The organism is Pseudomonas sp. PDM21 (assembly GCF_014852505.2).
Lineage (GTDB): Bacteria > Pseudomonadota > Gammaproteobacteria > Pseudomonadales > Pseudomonadaceae > Pseudomonas.
The window spans coordinates 4,539,832-4,555,986 of the sequence record NZ_CM181223.1 but is presented as its reverse complement, the minus strand read 5'-3'; the positions used below and the strand labels follow the sequence as shown (position 1 = coordinate 4,555,986).

The window sequence follows — 16,155 nt, the reverse complement described above, 5'->3', positions numbered from 1 at the left end:
TCCTTCAGATCGACGACAACAAGGCCGTGGAATAACGGCTGAAAACGGTGAACCGCCCGCAGTGGCGGCACCGCCAAAGAATGATCAGTCCATGGAGTGAGTCCTAATGGAAATCCCAGTTCGCAAGCCCGTCTTGCGTTTTGCGCCTGCTCGTGCGGGCTTCGCCCTGGCAGGCATTCTGCCTCTGCTGATGTCCGCCCCGGCGACCGCCGTGGAGTTCAGCTTCCTCGACAACGAGGTGACCGGCTCGCTGGACAGCACCGTTTCCTATGGCGCTCTGTGGCGCGTGCAGGGCCAGGACAAGACCAACAACGACATCAACGGCAACGACGGCAACCGCAACTTCGACACCGGCCTGGTTTCCGAGGTGTACAAGATCACTTCCGACCTGGAAGCGACCTACAAGAACTACGGCCTGTTCGTACGTGGCTCGGCTTTCTATGACACTCAGATCATGGACAAGCGCAACGACTACTACGATAACAACCATCCGGCGCAGCCGAGCCAGACCTACCCCAACAGCGACCGCTTCACCAGCGAGACCCGCGACGCCGCCGGCAACCGCGCCGAGATCCTCGATGCCTACGTCTATGGCAACTGGGACGTGGCCGACCACCCGCTGACCGCGCGCCTGGGTCGCCAGGTGTTCAACTGGGGCGAGGGCATCTTCTATCGCGGTGGCGTCAACACCACCAACCCGGTGGACGCCGCCAAGTTCCGCCTGCCTGGCTCCGAACTGAAGGAAGTGCTGATGCCGGTTGAAGCCGCGAGCTTCAACATCGGCCTGACCGACAACCTGTCGATGGACGCCTTCTACCAGTGGAACTGGAAAGAGACCCGCATCGACCCGGTCGGTACCTTCTTCTCCGAGACCGATCTGTTCGCCGACGGCGGCAACACGGCCTACACCACCGTGGGTGCGCTCTCCAACCCGCTGTTCCAGACCCTCTACCCGCAGCTGTCGGCAGCCCATGTGGGCGGCCTGCAGGGCACCGGCTACCTGGACTCCAATGGCGTGTTCAAGGTCGCCAACGTCGGCAAGGACATCAACGCCAAGAACGATGGCCAGTTCGGCGTGGCCTTCCACTACGTGGCCGAAGAACTGAACTCCACTGAGTTCGGCTTCTACTTCGTGAACTACCACTCGAAAGAGCCGACCATCTACGCTGACCTGAACAGCGATTACGCCGGCGTGAACCTCGACCAGCTGGCCGGCATTGGCGGCTTCAGCTCCTACGACCAGCTGGTCTCGGCAGCAGGCGGCGGCAACGCCCTGGCCGGGCAGGTGCTGAGCCTGGTCAACGGCGCGACCTCCGTGGACGTAGCCAACCAGGTCAACGCCCGCCGCGAGTACGTCGAGAACATCCGCATGTACGGCCTCAGCTTCAACACCACCGTGGGCGACGCCTCGGTATTCGGTGAGCTGGCCTACCGCCCGAACCTGCCGATCGGCATCGCCACCACCAACGACCTTCTTGGCGACCTGCTGGTCCAGGCTCCGGGTCTGGCCAGCGGGAAGAGCGTGAACATCGGTGGTGGTCAGGTCTCGATGAGCGACCAGATCCACAACTACGAGCGTGTCGAGGCCTTCAACACCTCGCTGGGCACCATCTACAACTTCGGTCCGTCGCTGTCCTTCGACTCGCTGATGGGCGTGGCGGAGCTGGCTTCCGAGCACCTGCGCGGCAGCAACCTGCAGTACACCGCTTACGACGGTTCGACCCGCTACTACTCCGGTCGCAGCAACGGCGCCTACATCTCCGGCTACGACCGCGACGATCAGGTGAACAAGAACGCCTACGGCTACACCCTGCTGCTGTCGGGTACCTGGAACGACGTCTTCGCCGGTGTGAACATCTCGCCCTACGCCGTCTACAAGGACGACTTCGAAGGCAACTCCTACCAGACCGGCAACTTCATCGAAGGCCGCAAGGCCTACACCCTGGGCGTCAAGGCGACCTACCTGAACGCCCTGGAAGCCGAGTTGCAATACACCGAGTTCTACGGCGCCGGGCAGAACAACGCCGCACGCGACCGCGACAACGTGGGCTTCAACGTCAAGTACTCGTTCTAACGAAAACAGATCCTATGAAAGCCGCGCGGCGGGGTTCAGAAGTACCCGCCGCGCACACCTCACGGAGAAGCAACATGCGCAACATGCGTACCCTGGTTGGCGCCGCAGTGGCCCTGGCCCTGTCGGCCGGCAGCGCCCTGGCAGCGGTTTCCCCGCAGGACGCGGCCAAGCTGCAGTCGACCCTGACCCCGATGGGCGCGGAAAAGGCCGGCAACGCCGCCGGCACCATTCCGGCCTGGACCGGTGGCATCACCCAGGCGCCGGCCGGCTACAAGCCGGGCCAGCACCACATCGACCCGTTTGCCGCCGACAAGCCGCTGTACACCATCACCAAGGCGAACCTGGACCAGTACAAGGCCAACCTGACCCCGGGCACCCTGGCGTTGTTCGCCACCTACCCGGACACCTTCCAGATGCCGGTGTACCCGAGCCGCCGCAGTGGTTCGGCTCCGCAGTGGGTGTATGACAACACCCTGAAGAACGCCACCAGCGCCAAGCTGGCCGAGGGCGGCAACGGCTTCGTCGATGCCTTCGGCGGTATTCCGTTCCCGATCCCGCAGAGCGGCGTGGAGGCGGTGTGGAACCACATCGCTCGCTACCGCGGCACCTTCATCGTGCGTCGTGCGTCCGAAGTGGCTGTGCAGCGCAACGGTGACTACTCGCTGGTGACCTCGCAGCAGGAAGCACTGTTCAAGTACTACGTCCAGGGCAAGAGCTTCGCTGACCTGAACAACCTGCTGTTCTACTACCTGTCGTTCACCAAGAGCCCGGCTCGCCTGGCCGGTGGTGCCGCGCTGGTCCACGAGACCCTGGATCAGGTGAAGGAACCGCGTCAGGCCTGGGGCTACAACGCTGGCCAGCGCCGCGTGCGCCGTGCGCCGAACCTGGCCTACGACACCCCGATCGCCGCCGCTGACGGCCTGCGTACCGCCGACGACACCGACATGTTCAACGGCTCGCCGGATCGCTACGAGTGGAAACTGATCGGCAAGAAGGAAATGTACATCCCGTACAACAACTACAAGGTTTCCAGCCCTGAGGTTAAGTACAAGGATCTGCTGACCCCCAGTCACCTGAACCCGAAGTACACCCGCTACGAACTGCACCGCGTGTGGGTCGTCGAAGGCACCCTGAAGCCGGGCTCGCGCCACATCTACTCCAAGCGCGTGCTGTTCCTGGACGAAGACAGCTGGGGCGCCGCCGAAGTCGACCAGTACGACGGTCGCGGCGAGCTGTGGCGTGTCTCGCTGGCCTACCTGAAGAACTACTACGAGCTGCCCACCACCTGGACCGCTCTGGATACCTTCCACGACCTGCAGGCCCGTCGCTACCACGTACAGAACCTGGACAACGAAGAGCCGAGCACCATCGACTTCGGCCAGGCCGTGCCGGACGACTCCTACTTCAGCCCGTCCGCACTGCGTCGCCGCGGCACTCGCTGAGTTCGTGTCATGTCTGAAAGAGCCCGCCCTTCGGCGGGCTTTTTCATTTGTGGCAGAAAAGTCGCCAGAACCTGTAGGGCGAAGGCGAAAAGTGTTACCGCTCACCCCGCTGAAAGCCGCCAGCCGCGCGCCTTTCGGCTGGGATGGCAAAACGCAGTCATCCTTTCGAGTGAGGCGGCCAGGGCTTAACAAAAGATAACGTGCCGTTAATTGTCAGCCTCGGAAAAGGCTGGCTATATAGCTCCAAACTACATACCGCCTGCATAAGAAAAAGAGGTAAAGGCATATGCGTGAGCCCCTGTGGCGCACTTCGAGCGAGCAGCCCGTATCGGGAGTGCGAAGCTCTTTCCCGATGTCGCGCAAGACGGTTTCCCTGCTCGGCGCGCTTTCCTTCCTGATGATGTCCCTGGCTCCGCTGCATGCCGTTGCCGCGACGGACGCCGCCAGTGATTCCAACTCGATCGTTTCCGCCAAGGCCTCCAGCAGCCTGCTGCTGAGCATTGCCCATGCCGGCAAGCGTCTGGTCGCGGTGGGTGATCACGGGCACATCCTCTATTCCGACGACGCAGGCAAGAGCTGGACCCAGGCCACCGTGCCGACCCGCCAGTTGCTGACCTCGGTGTTCTTCATCAGCGACAAGAAGGGCTGGGCCGTCGGCCATGATGCCCAGGTCCTGGCCACCACCGATGGCGGCACCACCTGGGTGCGCCAGTTCGAGGACCTCAAGCGCGAAGCGCCGCTGCTGGACATCTGGTTCCAGGACGAAAACCACGGCATGGCCGTGGGCGCCTATGGCGCGCTGCTGGAAACCACCGACGGCGGCCAGCACTGGGAAGACGTCAGCGATCGCCTGGACAACGAAGACCAGTTCCACCTCAACGCCATCACGGCGGTGAAGGATTCCGGCCTGTTCGTGGTCGGCGAGGCGGGCAGCATGTTCCGCTCCAAGGACTGGGGCGAGACCTGGGAAAAACTCCAGGGCCCGTACGAAGGCTCGCTGTTCGGCGCCACCGGCACCACCCAGGCCGGCACCGTCCTGGCCTACGGTCTGCGTGGCCACCTGTTCCGCTCCACCGATTTCGGCGGCACCTGGCAGCAGGTCAGCCTGCCCACCGCCAACGGCGGCGAGCTGGAGTTCGGCCTCTCCGAAGGCAGCCTGCTGGATGACGGCACCATCGTCGTCGTCGGCCATGGCGGCAGCGTGCTGGAGAGCAAGGACGACGGCGTGAGCTTCAGTGTCGTCAACCGTCCGGATCGCCTGTCCCTCGCGGGCGTGAGCGCGGCCGGCAATGGCAACCTGGTCCTGGTCGGCCAGGGCGGTATCCACCTGGCTTCGGCGACCGGCGCCGAGCTGACAGAACAACAATAAGCCGGGGAGCCGCAATGAACGCTCTGAACAAGCATCAACAGGACAAGGCGACTTTCCTGGAACGCATCATCTTCACCCACCGGCCGTTCGTGATCATCGCGTGCCTGCTGGTGACCGTCTTCCTCGCCTGGTCGGCCACGCAAGTGCGTCCGTCCACCAGCTTCGAGAAGATGATCCCGCTGCAGCACCCGTTCATCCAGAACATGCTGGAGCACCGCAACGACCTGGCCAACCTCGGCAACACCGTGCGCATCTCGGTGGAAGCGGTGAATGGCGACATCTTCACCAAGGAGTACATGGAGACGCTGCGGCAGATCCATGACGAGGTCTTCTACATCCCCGGCGTCGACCGCTCCGGCATGAAGTCGCTGTGGAGCCCGAGCGTGCGCTGGACCGAAGTGACCGAGGAAGGCTTCGCCGGTGGCGAGGTGATCCCGCAGACCTACGACGGTTCCGCCAAGGCCCTGGACCTGCTGCGCAACAACGTGCTCAAGTCGGGCCAGATCGGCCGCCTGGTGGCCAACAACTTCAAGTCGAGCATCGTCGACGTGCCGCTGCTGGAGGTCTACCCGGACCCGAAGGACCAGGGCAAGCTGATGAAGCTGGACTACCGCCAGTTCTCCCATGAGCTGGAAGAGAAGATCCGCGACAAGTACCAGCTGCAGAACCCCAACGTGAAGATCCACATCACCGGCTTCGCCAAGAAGGTCGGTGACCTGATCGATGGCCTGCTGATGGTGGTCGGCTTCTTCGGCATCTGCTTCGTCATCACCCTGGTGCTGCTGCTGTGGTTCACCAAGTGCGTGCGCTCCACCATCGCCGTGCTGTCCACCACCCTGGTGGCGGTGATCTGGCAGCTGGGCCTGCTGCACATCATCGGCTTCGGGCTGGACCCGTACTCGATGCTGGTGCCGTTCCTGATCTTCGCCATCGGTATTTCCCATGGCGTGCAGAAGATCAACGGTATCGCCCTGCAGTCCAGTGACGCGGAAACCCCGCTGCTGGCCGCCCGCCGCACCTTCCGCCAGCTGTTCCTGCCGGGCATGATCGCGATCCTCGCGGACGCCGTGGGCTTCATCACCCTGCTGGTGATCGACATCGGCGTGATCCGCGAACTGGCCATCGGCGCGTCCATCGGCGTGGCGGTGATCGTGTTCACCAACCTGATCCTGCTGCCAGTTGCCATTTCCTACATCGGCATCAGCAAGAAGGCGGTACAGCGCAGCAAGGAAGACGCCGTGCGCGACCATCCCTTCTGGCGTGCGCTGTCCAACTTCGCCAGCCCGTCCGTGGCCCCGATCTCCGTGGTCATCGCCCTGGCGATGTTCGCCGGCGGCATGTGGCAGGGTCATCACCTGAAGATCGGCGACCTCGACCAGGGCGCGCCGGAGCTGCGTCCGGACTCGCGCTACAACCTGGACAACGACTTCATCATCCGCAACTACTCGACCAGCTCCGACGTGCTGGTGGTGATGGTGGCGTCCGAGGCCGAAGGCTGCTCCACCCACAAGACCCTGTCCGCCATCGACGAGCTGGCCTGGCGCCTGGAGAACACCCAGGGCGTGCAGTCGGCCATCTCCCTGGTCACCGTCTCCAAGCAGATGATCAAGGGCATGAACGAAGGCAACCTGAAGTGGGAGTCGCTGTCGCGCAACCAGGACGTGCTGAACAACTCCATCAGCCGCGCCGAAGGCCTGTTCAACAGCAACTGCTCGCTGGCACCCCTGCTGGTGTTCCTCAACGACCACAAGGCCGAGACCCTCGACCGCGCCGTGGCCGTCGTTCAGGACTTCGCCAAGGCCAACGAGAAGGACGACCTGAAGTTCAAGCTCGCCGCCGGTAACGCCGGTATCGAGGCCGCCACCAACGACGTGATCAAGCACTCGGAACTGACCATCCTGATCCTGGTGTACATCTGCGTTGCGCTGATGTGCCTGATCACCTTCCGCTCCTTCGCCGCGACCCTGTGCATCGTGCTGCCGCTGATCCTCACCTCGGTGCTGGGCAACGCGCTGATGGCGACCCTGGGCATCGGCGTGAAGGTGGCGACCCTGCCGGTGATCGCGCTGGGCGTGGGTATCGGCGTGGACTACGGCATCTACATCTACACCCGCCTGGAGTCCTTCCTGCGCCAGGGCCTGTCCCTGCAGGAAGCCTACTACGAGACCCTGAAGTCCACTGGCAAAGCAGTACTGTTCACCGGCCTGTGCCTGGCCATCGGCGTAGCCACCTGGATCTTCTCGGCGATCAAGTTCCAGGCCGACATGGGCCTGATGCTGACCTTCATGCTCCTCTGGAACATGTTCGGCGCCCTGTGGCTGCTGCCGGCGCTGGCGCGCTTCCTGATCAACCCGGAGAAGGTGCGTCAGAAGAAGGCTTCGATCCTGGTTCACTGATCGACGCTCGAGCAATAAAGAACGCGGCCCTCGGGCCGCGTTTTTTTATGTTCTTCGTAGGGGCCGCCTTCACGGCAGAATCGCAAACACCCGCGCCGGGAAGCCCGTACCCTGGGCAATCTTCGGGAAACTCACCACCGCCAGCGCGCCGGCTTCGGGCACCTTGTCGAGGTTGGCGAGCAGTTCGATCTGGTAGTGGTTGGTGCCCAGGATGTAGGACTCCAGCGAATAGTCGTCCTTGCTGGTGGCGATGCCCGGATCGGTGTCGGTGGTCTCGTGGCCCGATGCAGTGATCTTGCGCGTCTCGTAGAGGTACACCAGCGCCTCCTTGCTCCAGCCCGGATAGTGCGCCACGCCCTTGGCGTCCTGGTTCTGCATCTTCGCCTGGTCTGGCCAGCGCTGGGACCAGTCGGTGCGCAGCGCCGCGAAGGAGCCTTCCGGTACCGCACCATGCCTGGCCTCCCAGGCCTTCACATCGGCGAGGGTGAGTACGTAGTCGGGGTTCTTCGCCACCTGTTCATGGATGTCGAACACCACCAGCGGCAGGAACTGCTCCTTCACATCGAGCTGGTCGACGCTGCGCAGGCCCTTGTGGAAGTGCACCGGCGGGTCGACGTGGGTGCCCCACTGGCCGACGTGGCTGTACAGCTCCACCTGGAAGCCATCCTTGTCCACGGTGTAGAGCGTCTTGCGGCCCATGGGGTCGAAGCCTTTCCAGTGCGGCGTGTTGCTGTCGAAAGAGTGGGTCAGGTCGACGAAAGTGTGCTGCTTGAGACTGGCGTAAGTGTCCCACAGGCCGGGCTGGGCAGCCTGGCTTGCGGCGGGCAACAGGGCGGCGGCGAAGAGCAGGGCGGGGAGGCGTTGCATGGGTCTGATTCCTTGACGGGGAGGGGAGAAAGCGCCTTATCTTTCTCCATCGTTCATTCCGCCATCCAATTCTGAATTCTGCTTTTCTTATTCCTTTCCGTTAGGAGCCACCATGTCCTTCCAGCTCATCGAGTACGCCGAAGCCAGTCCTGAAGTCCGTGCCGTCTATGACGACATCATGGCGACCCGCAAGATCGACTGGGTGAACAACTTCTGGAAGGCCCTCGCCAACCATCCGCAGACCCTCAAGCGCACCTGGGAAAGCCTCAAGGAAGTGATGGGGCCGGGGCAACTGGACCCGCTGGTGAAGGAACTGATCTACGTTGCCGTCAGTGTCACCAACAACTGCAATTACTGCATCGGCTCCCACGGTGCCGCAGCGCGCAAGGCTGGGATGGACGACGCCATGCTCGGCGAGCTGATGGCGGTGGTGGCCATGGCCAACGAAACGAACCGCCTTGCCATCGGCTACCAGGTGCCGCTGGACGATGTGTTCAAGGGCGCGGTGATGGAGAGCAGCGGCAGCTGAGTCGACTGGACCAGGGGCTGACCTTGTAGGAGCGGGCCATGCCCGCGATCCGTCGGCAGGGCCGACGTTTTTTTGCTCTGGTGTTGCAGGTCTGCTGCGTTGGCCTGGGTGTTTCAGCGTCGCTTCGGCGTACGCCCAAGCATCTTGTTTCGCCCCCTCGGGCGACCTACTTTGGAAAGACCCAAAGTAGGCAAAGGTCTCGCCCCTGGCATCCGGCTTTTCGCTGCGCGAAAAGTACCCTCGGTTCTTCGGAGTTCCAGGGGCCCGCGTTGACGGGCCATCCCTGGCCCGACAACGCTCTCGCGACATCCATGTCGCTCAACCCCTGAAACTCCGATCACCTTCGGCCTTCTGAAAGGGGCACTCTGGAGTGTGCGGACATTTCTCTGGAAGTATTTAAGAGCCAGAGCCAGAGCCAGAGCGGTGGCTTTTCGTAGGAGCGAGCCTGCTCGCGAACCCGCCATGCGCCCGAACCATCAGGGGGCGGATTGGGACAACCGCTGGATCGCCTTCACCGGAGTCCCATCGCTCCAGCGCCCCATGGAGAGCTGCGCCGGCCCGCCGCCCAGGGCGTAATCGCGATCCTGGCCGTAGAAGGCCGCATCGCACAGCGCATCGAACAGCTTCCACGGTCCGAACCAGTCCATCGCATCGGTGGCCAAAGCGTTGTGCGCCGGACGCTGGCCCTGCTTGAGCCGCTGCTTCACACGTTCCTGCACGCGGTTGAGCAGCCAGCTGGAAGAGTCGCTGGGCGGGTAGCGCGGATCGAAACGCGGCGCGGTTGGTGCTGCGTGATTGGCCAGCAGCGGCGGGCTGCCGTGGCGGTCGCTGCGAAGCAGGAGCAAGTCCTTATCGCGCGGTGCGACCTGCTTGCTTTCCGCGTAGACACGTCGCGCGTCATCGCAGGCGACGCGATCGTCCTCATCACCACAAACAGCCAGCAGCAAGGTGCCGGCGGGAATGTTTGCCAGTGGCTCCAGCGGCACCTGCCGCCAGCGCGGGCCGCTGCTCTTGCCCGGCTCAACCGCCATCAGCGCGCGCGGTTGTGGCACGCCGAGGCGTTGCCAGGAGGCTGCCAGCCCGCTGGCGATCAGGCCGCCCGCCGAATGGCCGACATAGGCGACGTGCTCCAGCTCCGGCTTCACCCCCAGTTTGCCCGCCTGCAGATCGGCGAGGGCGCGGCGCACGGAATCGGCGGCGTTGGGCAGGAATTCCGCCGCCGGCGTCTTCAGCGTGGCCTGGTAGCGCGGGTAGATGAGGATGGCACCGCGCCGGACGATGTGCTCGATCCAGGCGCGGTAGAGGTCGGGCTGCATGACGCTCCAGCCGTGGGTGAAGACCACGACGGGGGCCGTGGACGGGGCAGGACGGTCCGGGGTGAACACCCAGTACTCGTTGCCGTCGGTGGTGAAGTGCGACTGGCGCACATCGGCGTGGGCATAGTTCGAGCCGCCGGGGCCCTGCAGTGGCTGGGTCGGTGGCAGGACCTCGGCAGCGCTCAGCGGGGCTGCCTGGAGCAAGTTGCAGATCAGCAGCAGGCCGGCGGCCAGCGCTGGAATCAGCCGGTGGGCGGGCATGGAGGCACCTCTGGCGGGGATGCCTCCAGCATAGCTGTCAGCGTGGATAGAGCGGCGGCAGGCTGCTGGCTTCCGGCGCTGGCGGCGCGTCCGGATCGGCGCCGGGGAGGGTGCGGATGGCGCGCCAGAGGTCTTCGCCCTGCCAGTTGCGACCGCCTTCGCTGTCGCTGTAAAGCGCGCCGTTGAGGCCGTCCAGCGCATCGGACAGCGGCACGAAGCGCGCTGCCATGTCGGCCAGGGTTTCCGGCTGCTGGCGGGCCCAGGCGTCCAGCGCCTGGCGGGTGGCGTGGGAGTCGTTGGCCTGGCAGGCGCGGCGCAGTTCGTCGAGCAGCGTGCGGGTGCTGGGACCGGCCTGCGCCACACGGATCACCGCCGGCTGGCTACGGGCGCGCCACCACAGGCCGAAGCCGAGCAGGGTGGTCAGGCTAAGCAGCGCGCAGGCGAGCTGCCAGGGCCACAGCAGCGTGTCGCTGACCGGCGTTTCGCTGGGCGCGGCGGGGGGCTCGGCGTGTTCTTCGAGCTGTGCGTTGGCGGCGACCTGCAGTGTGCGCGCCGGCAGGCTGGTGCGCTCGACGCGGCGCTCCTGGGTGTTCCACCAGACGATTTCCACCGGCGGCAGCTCCACCGGGCCGGCCTTGTCGGCGATCAGTGCTTCACGCTCTTCGCGACTGCCGATCATGCCCTGGTCGCTGGCCTCGTTGGCCAGCTGCGGCTGGTCCGGATAATGGCGCAGGCCCTCGGGCAGGCTGATGGGCAACGGCGGCAGCTGGGCGCTGGAGAGGCCTTCCACGCGCAGCATGATGTTGCGGGTCAGCGACTCACCGGCCTTGGCTTCCTCGGGTTGCGGGCTCCAGGTCTCGGTCAGGCTGAGTGAGCGGGCAGGCAGCCATGGCGCGTCCTTGGGATAGTCCGCCGGTTTGGGGTCGACCTGCAGCGGGATGCTCGGCGAGACCACCCGAATCTGTTTGCCCGTTGGCGGGGCGAACGGGTTGTTGTCCTCGTTGCGGCGTTGCGCGACCTGGGTGGCGTTGAAGGTCTGGCCGGGGATTTCCAGGGTGCCGCTGTTCTGCGGGAAGATCGCGTAGCGCACTTCGATCACGCCGTGGCGAACGCCGTTGATGTCCTTCTCGTAGGTGCGCGGCTCGCCCAGTTGTTCGACGCGGGCGTCGTTCATGCGCAGCGGGCTGAGGCTGCTGTCGTCGTATAGCGACACGGAGTGGTAGATGCGCAGGGTGAGGATCACCTGGGCCTGCACCCAGCTTTCCTCGCGGTCGACGCTGGCGTCGATGAACACCGGGGCGAGTTTCTGGCCCTCGGCGTTGTCCTCGGCCTTGAGCACCTCGAGACTGATCGGTTCGCTGGCATTGCCGCCCAGGTGGACCGGTGGGATTTCCACCTTGCCTTCGTCGCGCGGCTGCAGGGTGATGATCCAGCGCGTGGTGGCCTGGGACTTGCCGTTGAGGGTTGTCAGGCGGTTGACCTGGCGGGTGCCGAGCACCACGAACTGCTCGTCCAGCGGCTTCAGGTCCGGCTTGCCGAACAGCGTGGGGTCGTCGGATTCCAGTGTCAGTTCGACGCTCTCGCCCTGGTTCAGGCGCGCGCGGTCGACGCTGGCGGTGAGGCTGGCCTCGGCGCGGAAGGCGGCGAGGCAGAGCAGGGTCAGGCAGATCAGCCTTATCATGGGTTGGGTTCCTGGCGCTGCTGCTGTTGCTGGTACCAGAACTTGCGGCGCAACAGCTCGGACGGATCGTCGGGAATCTGCCGCAGCCACTGTTCCAGGGCCTGACGGCGCTCGTCACCTAGTGGACCGGCATCTTCCGGGTTGGTTTCCTGTTCTTCGCGGGCATTCTCGCCGGGTTTGTCGCTCTGGCTGGCGGAGGGGCGGTCGGCTTCCTGCGAAGGGTTCTTCGCCGCCGGTGCCGGCTGGGAGTCGCGTTCGCTGGAGTGTTCTTCCTCTTGCTGTTGGTCCTGCGGCTTGGCGGCCTGGGGATCGCTGCTCTGGGCGGGATCCTGGTTCTGCTGCGGCGGCTGGTCGGTGCCATCGCCCGCGGGGTTGTCCTTGCGCTGGCGCAGCAGGTCCTCGAGCAGCGCCTTGTTGCGCTTGGCGGCTTCCAGTTCGGGGTCGCGTTCCAGCGCCTGGTCATAGGCGTCGATGGCCGCTTCCAGCTCGTTCTGTTTCGCCAGGGCATTGCCGCGGTTGTAGTGATCTGCGGCCTCATCGCCCTGGGCGAAGGCCTGGGCGGCGTCGACGTAGTCGCCGGCGCGGTACAGCGCCATACCTTTCCAGCGGAAGTCGTCGAAGCGCTCGGCGGCTTCGGCGGGGTGCCCGGCGTCGAGCAGGCGCTGGCCCTGCTGGTCCGGACGCAGCCAGAGATCGTTGAACTCGAAGGCGTTGGCATCCTGCGGCGGCGCCCACAGCAGTGGCAGCAACAGCGGCAGGCTGAACAGCCAGCCGCGACGGCCGGCGCAGGCGGCGAGCAGCAGTAACGGCAACAGCAGCCAGTAGCCCTGATCGGCCCAACGTTGCAGGCGCAGCAGGGCATCCTCTTCGCTCACTTGCAGCCCCTGTGTGCTGTCCAGCAGGCCGAGGGAGCGCAGGTCGCTGCTGCTGGCGCGCAGGCGCTGGAAGCGTCCGCCCATGTCGGTGGCGAAGGCGCGTAACGAGCTTTCGTCCAGGCGCGGCACGAGAATGTTGCCCTGGTCGTCCTTGAGGAAAGTGCCGTCTTCCTGGGCGATGGGCGCGCCGCCGGGAGTACCCACGGCGAGCAGCAGCAGGTCCTTGCCCTTGCCTTTGAGGGCCTGGCGGATGCCCTGGCGTTCGCGGGCATCCAGCGCACTGGTGATCAGCAGGATGCGACCGTTGCCCTCGGCGCCGTTGTCCAGCAGGCGGCGCGCCTGGGCCACGGCAAGGTCTGCGCGCTCGCCCGGCTCGGGCATGATCGAGGGCTTCAGGGCGTCCAGCAGGTTGCGAGCGGTGCCCAGGTCATTGGACAGCGGCACCAGCGTGTGGGCGCTGCCGGCATAGACGACGATGGCGGTCTGCGCGTCGCTGCGGCTGTGCAGCAGGTCGAGCAGCTTGTGCCGGGCCTGCTCCAGGCGCGTCGGCTTGAGGTCGGTGGCGAGCATCTGCGGAGTGAGTTCCAGCACAACAACCAGCGGGTCGCTGCGTTCCATGGTCGGTTGTTCCACCTGCTCCCAGCTCGGCCCGAGCAGGGCGAGCACGGCCAGCAGCCAGGCGATGCCGAGGTAGATCCACGGGCGGCGCTCATGGCGGCCGCTGCCGCCGGACAGCAGCCACGGATGGAAGGCTGGGGGCAGCAGTAATTGCCAGCGGCCGGCGCGGCGTTCGCGGTGCCAGAGTTTCCACAGCAGCCAGCCGAGCGGCAGCAGCAGGATCAGCCAGAGCGGATGCAGCAGGTGCGGCCAGACGTGGCTCATGACCGGCGCTCCTTCTGCAGGCGCGTCACCCAGGCGGGCCAGCGCCAGTCCTCGGGCGGCCACAACGTTCCGGCGACCAGCGCCGCGCTGATCAGCAGGGCCAGCAGCAGCGGCCAACGGTACAGCGCGATGGCCGGGCGTGCCTGGGTCGGCTTCTGCTCCACCGGTTCGAGTTGGTCGAGGCTGTCGGAGATGCGTTGCAGCTCTTCACCGTTGCGCGCACGGAAGTATTCGCCGCCAGTGCTTTCGGCGATGGCCTTGAGTGTTGGTTCGTCCAGGTCCAGCCCCGGATTGAGGCCGAACAGCCCGGCGACGCCGCCCTGCTTGGGGTCGGCGCCGATGCCGATGGTGTAGACCTTCACCTGTTCTTCGGCGGCGAGCTTGGCGGCGGTCTGCGGGGATATCTCGCCGGCGGTGTTGGCCCCGTCGGTAATCAGCACCAGTACTCGGCTCTCGGCCGGGCGCTGGCGCAGGCGCTTGACCGCCAGGCCGATGGCGTCGCCCAGGGCGGTGTCCTTGCCGGCGATGCCAATCAGCGCCTCGTCCAGCCAGATGCGCACGGTGTGACGGTCGAAGGTCAGCGGCGCCTGCAGGTAGGCGCGGGTGCCGAACAGGATCAGCCCGACGCGGTCGCCCCGGCGGCCTTCGATGAAGTCGCCGAAGAGCTTCTTCACCAGGTCCAGGCGGCTGACTTGCGCGCCGTCCCAGGTCATGTCGGCGTAGTCCATGGAGCCGGAGACGTCGACCGCCACCAGCAGGTCGCGGCCGGTGGCCGGGATCGGCAGCGGCTCGCCGACCCACTGCGGACGTGCGGCGGCCAGCAGCAGGCAGAGCCAGAGCAGGGCGAAGGGCGCCTGCTGGCGCCACGCCGGCAGGCGTGCGCGGGCACGGCGGCCGGCGAGGCCCTCGAGTTCCTTGAGGAAGCTGACCTTGATCGCCGCCTCGCCGTTGTCGGCCGGCGGCAGGATGAAGCGCAGCACCCAGGGCAGCGGTGCGAGCAGGAATATCCAGGGCCAGGCGAACTCAAACATGCTTGCGCACCCAGGTTTCCACCGAAGCAGCGAGGCCGTCGATGGCCTTGTCGTCCAGTTTGCACTCGGCGCGGTAACCGCCTTCCACCAGGATCATCCAGCGGGTCAGGCCGGCGGCCGGGCAGCGGGTATCGAGGAAGGCCAGCCAGGCGCGGCCGCTCAGGGTATGGCTGTGGCTGTCGGGCCAGCGGGCGCGCGACAGGCGCTTGAGCAGGCCGTTCAGCGATTGCAGCCACGGGCCGGCCGGCGCTCGGTCGTAAGGTCGTGGCAGGCGCTTGAGTTCCTCCAGCGCGGCTTCGCGCAGCGGGTCCAGCGGCACCTCGGTGACGACCTTGGCCTTGCGCCTGGGCAGCCAGCGCTGGCGGTTGCGCCAGAGCCCCCAGAGCAGCAGCGGCACCAGCGCGGCGAGCAGCCACCAGCCCGGCGCCGGCGGCCACCAGGGCACCGCGGCGGGTTCGATCAGCGGTTGCAGTTGGTCGAGGGGATTCATTTCGCGTAGCCCGGCTGGTGCTGTTCCAGCAGGTTGCGCAGCTGTTCCACCAGTTCTTCCTGGGTGGTCAGCGGCAGCAGCGGCACGCCAAGGCGCAGGGCGAGGCGCTGCCAGCGTTCGCGGCGCGCTTCGCCGAGGGCGCGGTAGGCCAGGCGTTGCTCGTCGATGTGGGTGTCCAGCTCCAGTTGCGCCTGACCCTCGGCGAACCTCAACAGGCCGGCGGCGGGCAGGGCGTGGTCGAGCGGGTCGGAGACCGGCAGCATCACCAGGTCGGTGTGGCGCGCCAGCAGGGACAGCTGTTGCTCTGCGACGTCACTGAGCGCGCGCTCGTCGCACATCACCATGATCAGGCTGCCGGGGCGCAGCACCTCGCGGGCGCGGCGCAGGGCCATACCGAAGCCGTCGCCGCTGTGGCTGAGGTTGGAACCGGCGAGTAGGGCGTTGTTGGCGCGTGCAATCAGGTTGAACAGCTGCAGCAGGCTCTGCTTGCTGCGCCGGGGTTTGATCTCATGGCATTCGCTGTCGGTGAAGACCAGCCCGCCGATGCGGTCGTTGTGCGCCAGCGCGGCCCAGCCGACGAAGGCGGCGGCGCGTGCGGCGAGCACGGACTTGAAGCACAGGCCGGAGCCGAAGAACAGCCGGGCGCTCTGCTCGACCAGCACGAACACCGGACGCTCGCGCTCCTCATGGAACAGCTTGGTGTGCGGCTCTTGGGTGCGTGCCGTGACGCGCCAGTCGATGGTGCGCACGTCGTCGCCGGCCTGGTAGACGCGCACCTGGTCGAAATCCACGCCGCGGCCGCGCAGGCGCGAGTGGTGCAGGCCGATCAACGGGCTGCGCCGCGAGGGCGTCGAGAACAGCTGGACTTCGCGCAGGCGGTGACGGATCTCGATCAGCTCGCCGAGCGAGACGGCCACGCCGGGCGCCAGGACGTTGTGCATG

Annotated in this window: 12 protein-coding genes; 5 read left to right on the top strand and 7 right to left on the bottom strand. The window is 65.8% G+C overall.

Going from position 1 to position 16,155, the window contains the following annotated elements:
• Positions 1 to 106: 106 nt before the first annotated feature.
• From IB275_RS20810 to IB275_RS20795, 4 genes are all read left to right on the top strand, one after another.
• Complete coding sequence (locus IB275_RS20810; protein ID WP_192290838.1) at positions 107 to 2,074, top strand: DUF1302 domain-containing protein; 1,968 nt, start codon at positions 107 to 109, stop codon at positions 2,072 to 2,074.
• Between the two features lie 74 nt (positions 2,075 to 2,148).
• Entirely contained in the window at positions 2,149 to 3,516 is a 1,368-nt protein-coding gene (locus IB275_RS20805; RefSeq protein WP_081519388.1) for a DUF1329 domain-containing protein, read from the top strand.
• Between the two features lie 286 nt (positions 3,517 to 3,802).
• Positions 3,803 to 4,885 (top strand): YCF48-related protein, encoded by a 1,083-nt coding sequence (locus tag IB275_RS20800; protein ID WP_192290836.1) that lies wholly within the window; start codon positions 3,803 to 3,805, stop codon positions 4,883 to 4,885.
• Between the two features lie 14 nt (positions 4,886 to 4,899).
• Positions 4,900 to 7,281 (top strand): efflux RND transporter permease subunit, encoded by a 2,382-nt coding sequence (locus IB275_RS20795; protein WP_081519390.1) that lies wholly within the window; start codon positions 4,900 to 4,902, stop codon positions 7,279 to 7,281.
• 69 nt (positions 7,282 to 7,350) lie between these two features.
• On the opposite strand, the gene IB275_RS20790 is transcribed toward IB275_RS20795, so the two are convergent.
• The gene (locus tag IB275_RS20790; RefSeq protein ID WP_192290834.1) at positions 7,351 to 8,148 is read right to left on the bottom strand and encodes a cyclase family protein; all 798 of its coding nucleotides are present in this window, start codon (positions 8,146 to 8,148) and stop codon (positions 7,351 to 7,353) included.
• Between the two features lie 112 nt (positions 8,149 to 8,260).
• On the opposite strand from IB275_RS20790, the gene IB275_RS20785 reads away from it, so the two are divergent.
• Positions 8,261 to 8,677, top strand: coding sequence for a carboxymuconolactone decarboxylase family protein (locus tag IB275_RS20785; protein WP_151187780.1), 417 nt, complete (start codon positions 8,261 to 8,263; stop codon positions 8,675 to 8,677).
• A gap of 476 nt (positions 8,678 to 9,153) precedes the next feature.
• Here IB275_RS20785 and IB275_RS20780 read toward each other — a convergent pair whose 3' ends face one another.
• The 6 genes from IB275_RS20780 to IB275_RS20755 are packed head-to-tail and all read right to left on the bottom strand — an operon-like array spanning position 9,154 to position 16,154.
• Positions 9,154 to 10,254, bottom strand: a complete 1,101-nt coding sequence (locus IB275_RS20780) for an alpha/beta hydrolase fold domain-containing protein (protein ID WP_192290832.1) — start codon at positions 10,252 to 10,254, stop codon at positions 9,154 to 9,156.
• Positions 10,255 to 10,291: 37 nt separating this feature from the next.
• Positions 10,292 to 11,935 carry a BatD family protein gene (locus IB275_RS20775; protein WP_192290830.1) on the bottom strand — a complete coding sequence of 548 codons (1,644 nt, stop codon included), beginning with the start codon at positions 11,933 to 11,935 and terminating at the stop codon, positions 10,292 to 10,294.
• Positions 11,932 to 13,692, bottom strand: a complete 1,761-nt coding sequence (locus tag IB275_RS20770; RefSeq protein WP_192290828.1) for a VWA domain-containing protein — start codon at positions 13,690 to 13,692, stop codon at positions 11,932 to 11,934. The genes IB275_RS20775 and IB275_RS20770 overlap by 4 nt, the downstream gene beginning before the upstream one ends.
• The gene (locus IB275_RS20765; RefSeq protein ID WP_192290826.1) at positions 13,689 to 14,723 is read right to left on the bottom strand and encodes a vWA domain-containing protein; all 1,035 of its coding nucleotides are present in this window, start codon (positions 14,721 to 14,723) and stop codon (positions 13,689 to 13,691) included. The genes IB275_RS20770 and IB275_RS20765 overlap by 4 nt, the downstream gene beginning before the upstream one ends.
• A complete protein-coding gene (locus IB275_RS20760) occupies positions 14,716 to 15,213 on the bottom strand; it encodes a DUF4381 domain-containing protein (protein WP_192290825.1) in 498 nt (165 codons plus the stop codon). The genes IB275_RS20765 and IB275_RS20760 overlap by 8 nt, the downstream gene beginning before the upstream one ends.
• Entirely contained in the window at positions 15,210 to 16,154 is a 945-nt protein-coding gene (locus IB275_RS20755) for a DUF58 domain-containing protein (protein ID WP_192290823.1), read from the bottom strand. The genes IB275_RS20760 and IB275_RS20755 overlap by 4 nt, the downstream gene beginning before the upstream one ends.
• Between the last annotated feature and the right edge of the window lies 1 nt (position 16,155).

Coding starts and splice junctions, on each gene's coding strand:
- IB275_RS20810 (WP_192290838.1), top strand. CDS start 107: ATGGAAATCCCAGTTCGCAAGCCCGTCTTGCGTTTTGCGCCTGCTCGT.
- IB275_RS20805 (WP_081519388.1), top strand. CDS start 2,149: ATGCGCAACATGCGTACCCTGGTTGGCGCCGCAGTGGCCCTGGCCCTG.
- IB275_RS20800 (WP_192290836.1), top strand. CDS start 3,803: ATGCGTGAGCCCCTGTGGCGCACTTCGAGCGAGCAGCCCGTATCGGGA.
- IB275_RS20795 (WP_081519390.1), top strand. CDS start 4,900: ATGAACGCTCTGAACAAGCATCAACAGGACAAGGCGACTTTCCTGGAA.
- IB275_RS20790 (WP_192290834.1), bottom strand. CDS start 8,148: ATGCAACGCCTCCCCGCCCTGCTCTTCGCCGCCGCCCTGTTGCCCGCC.
- IB275_RS20785 (WP_151187780.1), top strand. CDS start 8,261: ATGTCCTTCCAGCTCATCGAGTACGCCGAAGCCAGTCCTGAAGTCCGT.
- IB275_RS20780 (WP_192290832.1), bottom strand. CDS start 10,254: ATGCCCGCCCACCGGCTGATTCCAGCGCTGGCCGCCGGCCTGCTGCTG.
- IB275_RS20775 (WP_192290830.1), bottom strand. CDS start 11,935: ATGATAAGGCTGATCTGCCTGACCCTGCTCTGCCTCGCCGCCTTCCGC.
- IB275_RS20770 (WP_192290828.1), bottom strand. CDS start 13,692: ATGAGCCACGTCTGGCCGCACCTGCTGCATCCGCTCTGGCTGATCCTG.
- IB275_RS20765 (WP_192290826.1), bottom strand. CDS start 14,723: ATGTTTGAGTTCGCCTGGCCCTGGATATTCCTGCTCGCACCGCTGCCC.
- IB275_RS20760 (WP_192290825.1), bottom strand. CDS start 15,213: ATGAATCCCCTCGACCAACTGCAACCGCTGATCGAACCCGCCGCGGTG.
- IB275_RS20755 (WP_192290823.1), bottom strand. CDS start 16,154: ATGCACAACGTCCTGGCGCCCGGCGTGGCCGTCTCGCTCGGCGAGCTG.